General features: G+C 39.3%; 5 protein-coding genes. 1 reads left to right on the forward strand and 4 read right to left on the reverse strand.

The window, feature by feature from the left end:
• The 4 genes from K1X56_14340 to K1X56_14355 all read right to left on the reverse strand — a co-directional run.
• On the reverse strand, window positions 1–539 hold a 539-nt coding region (locus tag K1X56_14340), incomplete at its 3' end, for a polyprenyl synthetase family protein (GenBank protein ID MBX7095897.1).
• Window positions 539–1,399 (reverse strand): glucose-1-phosphate thymidylyltransferase RfbA, encoded by an 861-nt coding sequence (rfbA, locus tag K1X56_14345; protein MBX7095898.1) that lies wholly within the window; start codon window positions 1,397–1,399, stop codon window positions 539–541. The genes K1X56_14340 and rfbA, both read right to left, overlap by 1 nt.
• A 32-nt stretch (window positions 1,400–1,431) precedes the next feature.
• Window positions 1,432–3,024 (reverse strand): MMPL family transporter, encoded by a 1,593-nt coding sequence (locus K1X56_14350; GenBank protein MBX7095899.1) that lies wholly within the window; start codon window positions 3,022–3,024, stop codon window positions 1,432–1,434.
• Window positions 3,025–4,198: 1,174 nt separating this feature from the next.
• Window positions 4,199–6,631, reverse strand: coding sequence for a DUF5686 and carboxypeptidase regulatory-like domain-containing protein (locus K1X56_14355; GenBank protein MBX7095900.1), 2,433 nt, complete (start codon window positions 6,629–6,631; stop codon window positions 4,199–4,201).
• A 54-nt stretch (window positions 6,632–6,685) separates the two neighbouring features.
• On the opposite strand from K1X56_14355, the gene K1X56_14360 reads away from it, so the two are divergent.
• Window positions 6,686–7,705 (forward strand): SPASM domain-containing protein, encoded by a 1,020-nt coding sequence (locus K1X56_14360; protein ID MBX7095901.1) that lies wholly within the window; start codon window positions 6,686–6,688, stop codon window positions 7,703–7,705.
• Window positions 7,706–7,757: the final 52 nt, after the last annotated feature.

A 7,757-nucleotide genomic window follows, 5' to 3' on the forward strand; every position in this document is an offset into this window, starting at 1 on the left:
CCGATTTTTAATGCGCCACCTAATAAAACGGAAGTCTTTAAGGCAATCATTTCAATGTATTCGTCAATGCTTACATCATCCCTCGTTTCAAATTCCATATCGAATTGTTGTCCTTCGCAAACTTCAATGGCCGTTTTGGAAAAAATGGAAATGACTTCCGGTAATTTTTCGGGCTTACACTGACTCAATAATTGATAAGCAATCACCAACATTCCATCGCCGCTCAGGATGCCTACATTACTATTCCATTTGGCATGTACCGTTGGTTTTCCCCTGCGCAATGGGGCTTGATCCATAATGTCATCATGTATCAAAGAGAAATTATGAAATAATTCAATGGCGATAGCTTGCGGCAAAACATCGCTTGATTTACCTCCGAAAAGTTCATGCCCCATTAACAATAAAACTGGTCGCATACGTTTGCCACCGAGTGATAACAGGTAATGCATGGGTTCATACAATTCCTTCGGTTTTTCCGGGAATTTTAATTCGCGAATTCCCTGTTCAACCAATTGCATGTATGACTGTATTTTTTCCATTATTGGATCAGGCTTAATAAATAGGTTCCGTATCCGCTTTTTGTAAGTGGTTCTGCAATTTTTGCCAGTTGCTCTTTAGAAATAAATCCATTTTTAAAAGCAACTTCTTCTATACATCCAATGCGTAAACCTTGACGTTCCTCAATCACTTGCACAAATTGTCCGGCCTGCATCAGCGAAGCAAATGTTCCGGTATCCAGCCATGCAGTACCTCTGTCGAGAACGCTTACTTTTAGATTACCGCTTTTTAAATACTCTTTATTTACATCCGTAATTTCATACTCACCACGTGCACTGGGTTTCAGATTTTTTGCAATTTCTATCACGTTGTTGTCATAAAAATATAATCCCGGAACTGCAAAATTTGATTTTGGTTTACTTGGTTTTTCCTCAATCGAAATGGCATTCATATCCTGATCGAATTCCACCACACCATAACGCTCCGGATCACTTACGTGATAGGCAAAAATCACTGCTCCGTCGGGATTGTAATTTTCTTTCAGATTTCTGCCAAGACCTGTTCCGTAAAAAATATTATCACCCAAAATTAAAGCAGCACTGTCATTGCCCACGAATTCTGCCCCAATAACAAAAGCCTGTGCTAAACCGTTCGGAACTTTTTGTTCGGCATAACTGAAATTACATCCCAATGAAGAACCATCACCCAGCAATTTCTGAAAGTTGGGGAGATCATGTGGTGTTGAAATAATTAATATATCCTTGATCCCTGCGCTCATTAAGGTCGACAAAGGATAATAGATCATCGGTTTATCATATACCGGCATCAGCTGCTTGCTAACGGCCAGTGTTAAGGGGTGTAATCGGGTTCCGGATCCACCGGCTAGAATAATGCCTTTCATAACAGAAAAAAATAAAACAATTAACTATGAATTTAGTTTTCAGAATCGGAATCTTTTTTTTCCACTTGTAAACTGCTCAAATCTTCATCGATTTCCTCATCAAAAATTTCAAGGTAAGGTTCGCGGAAAGCTTTCGTAGTTACCCATTTGTCCAACGTCATCAGCAGCGAAGGAAGAATAACCAGGTTACAAAGCATCGCCACCAAAAGGGTAATGGAGATCAGCATCCCCAATGCAATGGTTCCTCCAAATTCACTGAACGTGAAAATTAAAAATCCACAGAATAACACAATGGAAGTATACATCATACTTACACCGCTTTCACGGATCGAAATTTCTGCAGATTCGCGAATGGATTTTCCGGTTTTTAATTCTTGTCTGTATTTAGCTAAAAAGTGAATAGCATCGTCAACACTAATACCTAACGCAATACTGAAAATTAAAATGGTGGAGACTTTCAGTGGGACACCAAAATACCCCATAATACCGGCAGCCACAATCAGTGGAACTAAATTCGGTATCATAGAAATTAAAACCATTCGAACCGAACGAAACAATAGTGCCATGAGTGCAGAGATCGAAATCACGGCAAAAATTAAACTCGAAACGAGATTACCAATGAGGTATTTCGTGCCCTTTGCAAAGGCAACAGCTGTTCCGGTGAAAATAACGGTGGGACGGTTATTCGCGATGGCTTTCTTTAAATGTTCTTCAAATCCTTTATCCGAATGCATGGCATAAACCTGTGTTGGATCTTCTTCCAAGGCAACCAGTTTGAGCGAATCACCATTGGCAATTTCTTCCTGCAGCAGACTAAAAACACGTGGGTAGGTGTCGTAAAACACCATCAGCATCGAATCACGCATGCTTCCGGAAGCTTGCATGGCTACATTGAAAAGAGAATCCATTTCAAACCGGTCCGGATTTAAAATGGAATCAAATGATGCATTTAATTTTTGTTCAATAGCAATCAATTCTTTCGCGCCAAGATCTTTAATCTGAAGCGTAATTCTACCCTTGGTTTCGGTGCTGTCGATAAAACCTTTTAAACCGGGACCACTTTTATTTTCCTTTAATTTTTCGAAATAAGGTTTCAGGTAAACAAAATCTCTTTTTTCAGGCAGTTTATAAAATTGCATATCACCACCGTGAAAAGCCTGGTTAACAAATTTTAGAGCATCCGTTACACTAAGTGATTTTGAAAAATAGGGGGTGGAATCCATTTTCATTTGGATCGCTTCCACTTTTTTCAAATTCTTAATCGCGTAGCTGGGGTTTTTAAGCTGACCCTTATTTTTGAAATCGATAATAACTTCAAACGGAACCATACCCCCAAAATTGGACTCAATAAAGCGCAAATCTTTTTTTACGGGACTACTCTCCGGTAAATCTTCAGTAATAGCACCGGTCGATTTTACCATGGATAAACCAACAATTCCTGCCGAAATAATGAGGGCTGAACCAAGATAAACGACCCAACGTTTTTTACTAACGAGATAAACCAGAAAATCAATACTGCGCTCCACCCATCTTTTCTCTAAATGCTTTGTTTGTTTTACGGAAGGATCTTTCATAAAACTGAAAACAATCGGAATAATGATAAGCGACAAAATAAATAGCGCCATTACGTTGATGGCAGACACAATTCCGAATTCTCTTAATTTTTCGTTATCGGTAAAAATAAATGTTGCAAAACCAAGAGCGGTGGTAGCATTGGTCATTAAAGTGGCAGCACCGATTTTTTGTATCACCCGGGTGAGGGCTTTAATTTTATTTCCGGTATTAATAAATAACTGGTGATACTTGGTGATAAGATAAATGCAGTTAGGAATAGCAATTACAATCATTAAAGGCGGAATCAAGGCCATTAACTGTGAAACATCATACCGCAATAAGCCCATGGTACCGAAGGACCAAATTACACCGGTAATGACCACAACCATACAGGCGATTATCACACGAATAGAGCGGAAAAATAAAAAGATGATTAAACAGGTGACTAAAGCAGATAATCCAATAAACAATTTTAATTCCGACCTCAGTGTGTGAAACAACACATCGCGGATATACGGTAAACCCGAATAATGCATCTCTCCGAAATCTTTGGAATAGCCATCTGCAACATTCACCACATCCCTTACGGTTGTTCCTCTTTCTTCGGAGTTAAATTTTTTCGGATTAATGAAAACCATCATTAATTGAGCACCGGTGGAATCGTTATAGAGAATTCCATTGTAAAAAGGGAAGGAGTGTACAACGGAAACTATACTGTCAAGTTCAGATTGTGTAGCAGGAGTTTCGGGACAAATTTCTTTGAGTTGAAATTTTTTCTCCTGTACGTAAATCGGATTTCCAATGGAATCTGTTCCTGATTGTACGGAATCCGCTTTGTAAAGTCCATACATATCTGCAACAGAAAACACAGAGTCAACACCATCAACCTTTCTTAGCTCGCGACCTAACTCTTTCCATTTCGAAAATTTCTCTATCGTGTAAAGATCTTTGCAGTTAATTCCAATCACCATTATCATCCCATCTTCACCAAATCGTTTTTTCATGTCCTGAAAAACAATGTTGGCACTGTCCTTCTCAGGTAACATGGTTTGAAACTTATGATTCAGATGGATTCGGGTAATGGCCATGTAGAGCCAGAAAGCTGTAACCAGGCTTAGTCCGACCAGCATAGCTACACGATTTCTCAGGATTATGGTTGCAATTCTAGACCACATGGGTGATGAGTATTTAACAAATGTAGAAAAATGCTGTTAAGTGAGAGGAAGAATGAGGAATCTCTTTTGACTATTGAAGGCTAAAACTAAAACTTAATTTAAAGGCCCAGTTATCAATGCCATTGGGTAAGGATTGTGCGCCATACCGGTAGAAAGCCCCAATACCAATGCCGCTGACGCCGGAACGAATGAGGTTATTGAGCAGGATGCCGGATTCTAAATAAGGATTTTCCGAACTTTTTACACCTTGCGGAAGATAAATGCTGGGTACATGGTTTAAACCCATAAATGCATTGGAAACAATTCCAGGTATGGGTTGAAATTTCTTTCCAATTTTCAACGAAGGAAAATCATATCTGAAATGGATGGCCAGGTATTCCGAACACAAAAATTCATTGGTGCGCATTACCTCAAACCCAAATCCGGAAAACACATTTAATTCCCGAATTTCGCGCCATGTTCCTCTGGGGTTATACATCAGACTAAACGGCAATGATGTTCCGATTATTTTTCCTGCATCAATCCGGTAACTGATGGAACCAAAACGAGCGATTCGGTGACGTTTTTCAATGCGGAAATCGAATTTTTGATAGGCAATTTCACCTCCGGCTAATTGATCACTTCCAAAAGATGCTTTAAGCCAAACTACCGGAAAATTGGAACCTTTGGAGATGAGCCGGCCATTGCTGGATATGAATTTTTCTCCAAATTGAAACCTTACCGCAATTCCTGCTTCAGCGAGGTTGTAAGCTTCACGATAAATCGAATATTGATCGTATATGCTTCTTATACCGTATTCAGAATAGCTTTTTCGCGATTGGATGTTCGCAAAAGTATAGGATTTAAAAAATTTAAAAATCCGTGCACCAAAAATCAGTTCTGTTTTTTGCACGCTATCCATTCTGTTTCTGAACAGGTCACTGAGGTCTTCATTGGTAAGACTATTTTTTTTACCGAAATATTCAACACCTCCGGTTTCTGCCAGATCCTGTTGCCAGCTTAATTTTAGTTCAATGTCCCGCTCAGGAAGCATGAGTTTTAAATCAGCACCATATTTTGCTGACTTATCTTTAAATCCATAAGCGCCGTAAGCTCCAATAGAAAAATACCTGCTCAATCGTGAATTGGTATGCACGCCTAATCCTGCACGAAATCCTTCGTAATCGTTAAACTGAATAATTTTATCCAAATCCAGACTGATTTTCCCAATGGGCCATTGCCCCTCCAGTAAATACATCAGTGTGTTTGTCCTGCGTTCCAAATGGGCCTTTTCTCCAATCGAATCGATGACTTCATAGGTCCGCAATTCCTTTTCAGAAAGCGAATCTCTTCTTCGTTCCATCCAATAATTTTCATCTTTACTTGCAACATCCGGATCGTGACTTAAATCTACAAACCCGATGTTAGACTTTTTCTTTTCCGGATTTAAAACGACATTGGTAATGTAGGTATTGGCAATCCCGATGGCCTCCATTTTCTCTAATTGTATGGCTGGGAAATACATGATGGTGTTTAATTCTACCGGAAACCACTGTTGCTTCAATAAGAAATCATAGCGTTGTTGAATCTTAAGGCTAATGGTTTCATTACCCTGAACTATAGGCTCTGCAATCACATTGGCAATGGCGAATCCATTCGAAGAAATGGTCATTCTCCCTTTCATGCCGGAAAATTTTTTTCCTTTTTTCGGTCGAAAAGAAATTACCCACGAAGTATCGGTTTCAGAAAATATCGTGTCCTCAATAAGAAAAAAATAGCGCCTGGATGCATTGGCTGCAATGGGACCTTCATACTGTATGCCACCAAGTGATATAAACTCGTGATAAAAGGTGAAAGATTGCAACTCAGTGGCGAGTAAAGTAAATACAGGATTTTTAAATCCGCTGATGCGCGATGCATGTACTTCTTCAAATTGATGATTGGCGGAATAATAAAAACGATCCGTTGTCGATTCAGCAATGAACAAATGCTGCTGCTCAAAAAATGAAATGGCTTCACGGGTATTGGTGTCGAGTTCCGCAATTTTTTGCGGATTACGAATGTAAACCGAGTCCAAAGCCATGGTAACAATCATCTTATTGTAGGACGAATAACTAAAACTAGTTGAGCTTTCAGGGTCGTTCCTTTTTCGGTTCTTGTACACCTTTTCCATTATGGTGTCGGCCGGATTAATCCCTGGCAACACTTCTATTACATCAAGTTCAGTATCGTGCTTTTCTAGATAGATGATTTGCCGGTCAGCAGGATTTTGAATGGAAAATACACGGGTATGATAACCAATATAGGATAAGCGGATTTCCGTAATTGGCGATGTACTCCGTAAAACAAATTTCCCCTCTATGTCCGTAGCAGTTCCAACAGATCCATCAGTGGTAATGATATTCACAAATGCCAACGCTTCATGGGTTGAACCATCCATTACGGTTCCGCTGATAGAGTACTGACCGTATACGAATTGAAAATTAAATACCAGAAGGAAAAAACCGTAAAGCCATTTTAACATGAAACAAAAATAAGGGAATACCTGATACATCTTTCAATTTCGTATTTTTGAAAAATGCCACTGATTCGCGAAAATCTGAGAATCTTAAAAGTCATTCGATGGAAAAAAATCGCGAATGTGTTTCGTCTATGGGTTTCATTTCACCTGAGCCGAAGAAGGAACAATCACCATGTGAAGGCCATGCCAATGTCGCTTTCACTTGAGCCTACAACAGCATGTAATTTGGGTTGTCCTGAATGTCCCTCCGGATTAAAAATGTTTTCCAGACCAACTGGAAATCTTCGTTCCGAACTAAACCGAAAAATCATCGATGAACTATCTCCTTATTTAATCTATCTTAATTTTTATTTCCAGGGAGAACCCTTTATTCACCCTACATTTCTCGAATTAGTTAAATACGCCAAAAGCAAAAAAATCTTTACCGCTACTTCGAGTAACGGGCATTTTTTTTCAGAAGAAAAAGCGAAACAAACGGTTGAAAGTGGATTGGACCGCTTAATCATTTCAATTGATGGTAGTACACAGGAGAGCTATGAAAAATACCGAATTCATGGCGACCTGGAAAAGGTGATTGAAGGGGCCAAACGAATTGTGGCCTGGAAGAAAAAATTAAAATCTAAAACCCCACATTTAATCTTTCAGTTTTTGGTGGTTAAACACAATGAGCACCAGATTCCGGAGATTGAAAAAATGGCAAAGGAATTAGGCGTAAATGAAGTGAGGTATAAATCTGCTCAGGTCTACAATTACGAAAATGGCAACCCGCTGATTCCGGATAATGAAAAATACGCCAGGTACAAAAAACTGCCAGGGGGTAAGTATGTGCTTAAAAACAAAATGGATAATAAATGCTGGAGAATGTGGACATCCTCCGTTATTACCTGGGACGGTAAAGTAGTTCCTTGTTGTTTTGATAAAGATGCCGTGCATCGCTTGGGCGACCTTAGCCAACAATCGTTTAAAGAAATCTGGAATTCCGGTGAATATGTTTCATTCCGAAAAGCTGTTTCTACTTCAAGGAAAGATATAGATATCTGTTCCAACTGCTCCGAAGGAACGAAGGTTTGGCTTTAAATTAAAAGACTTCTTTAGCTACTCTTCGTGTGGCTTCACTAACACCCATCGT

This window comes from Flavobacteriales bacterium, assembly GCA_019694795.1.
In the GTDB taxonomy this organism is placed as follows: domain Bacteria; phylum Bacteroidota; class Bacteroidia; order Flavobacteriales_D; family UBA2798; genus UBA2798.

What these genes read in the sequence shown, in the direction of transcription:
- K1X56_14350 (MBX7095899.1), bottom strand. Translation starts at nt 3,024, where the DNA reads ATGGCGCTATTTATTTTGTCGCTTATCATTATTCCGATTGTTTTCAGT.
- K1X56_14355 (MBX7095900.1), bottom strand. Translation starts at nt 6,631, where the DNA reads ATGTTAAAATGGCTTTACGGTTTTTTCCTTCTGGTATTTAATTTTCAA.
- rfbA (MBX7095898.1), bottom strand. Translation starts at nt 1,399, where the DNA reads ATGAAAGGCATTATTCTAGCCGGTGGATCCGGAACCCGATTACACCCC.
- K1X56_14360 (MBX7095901.1), top strand. Translation starts at nt 6,686, where the DNA reads ATGCCACTGATTCGCGAAAATCTGAGAATCTTAAAAGTCATTCGATGG.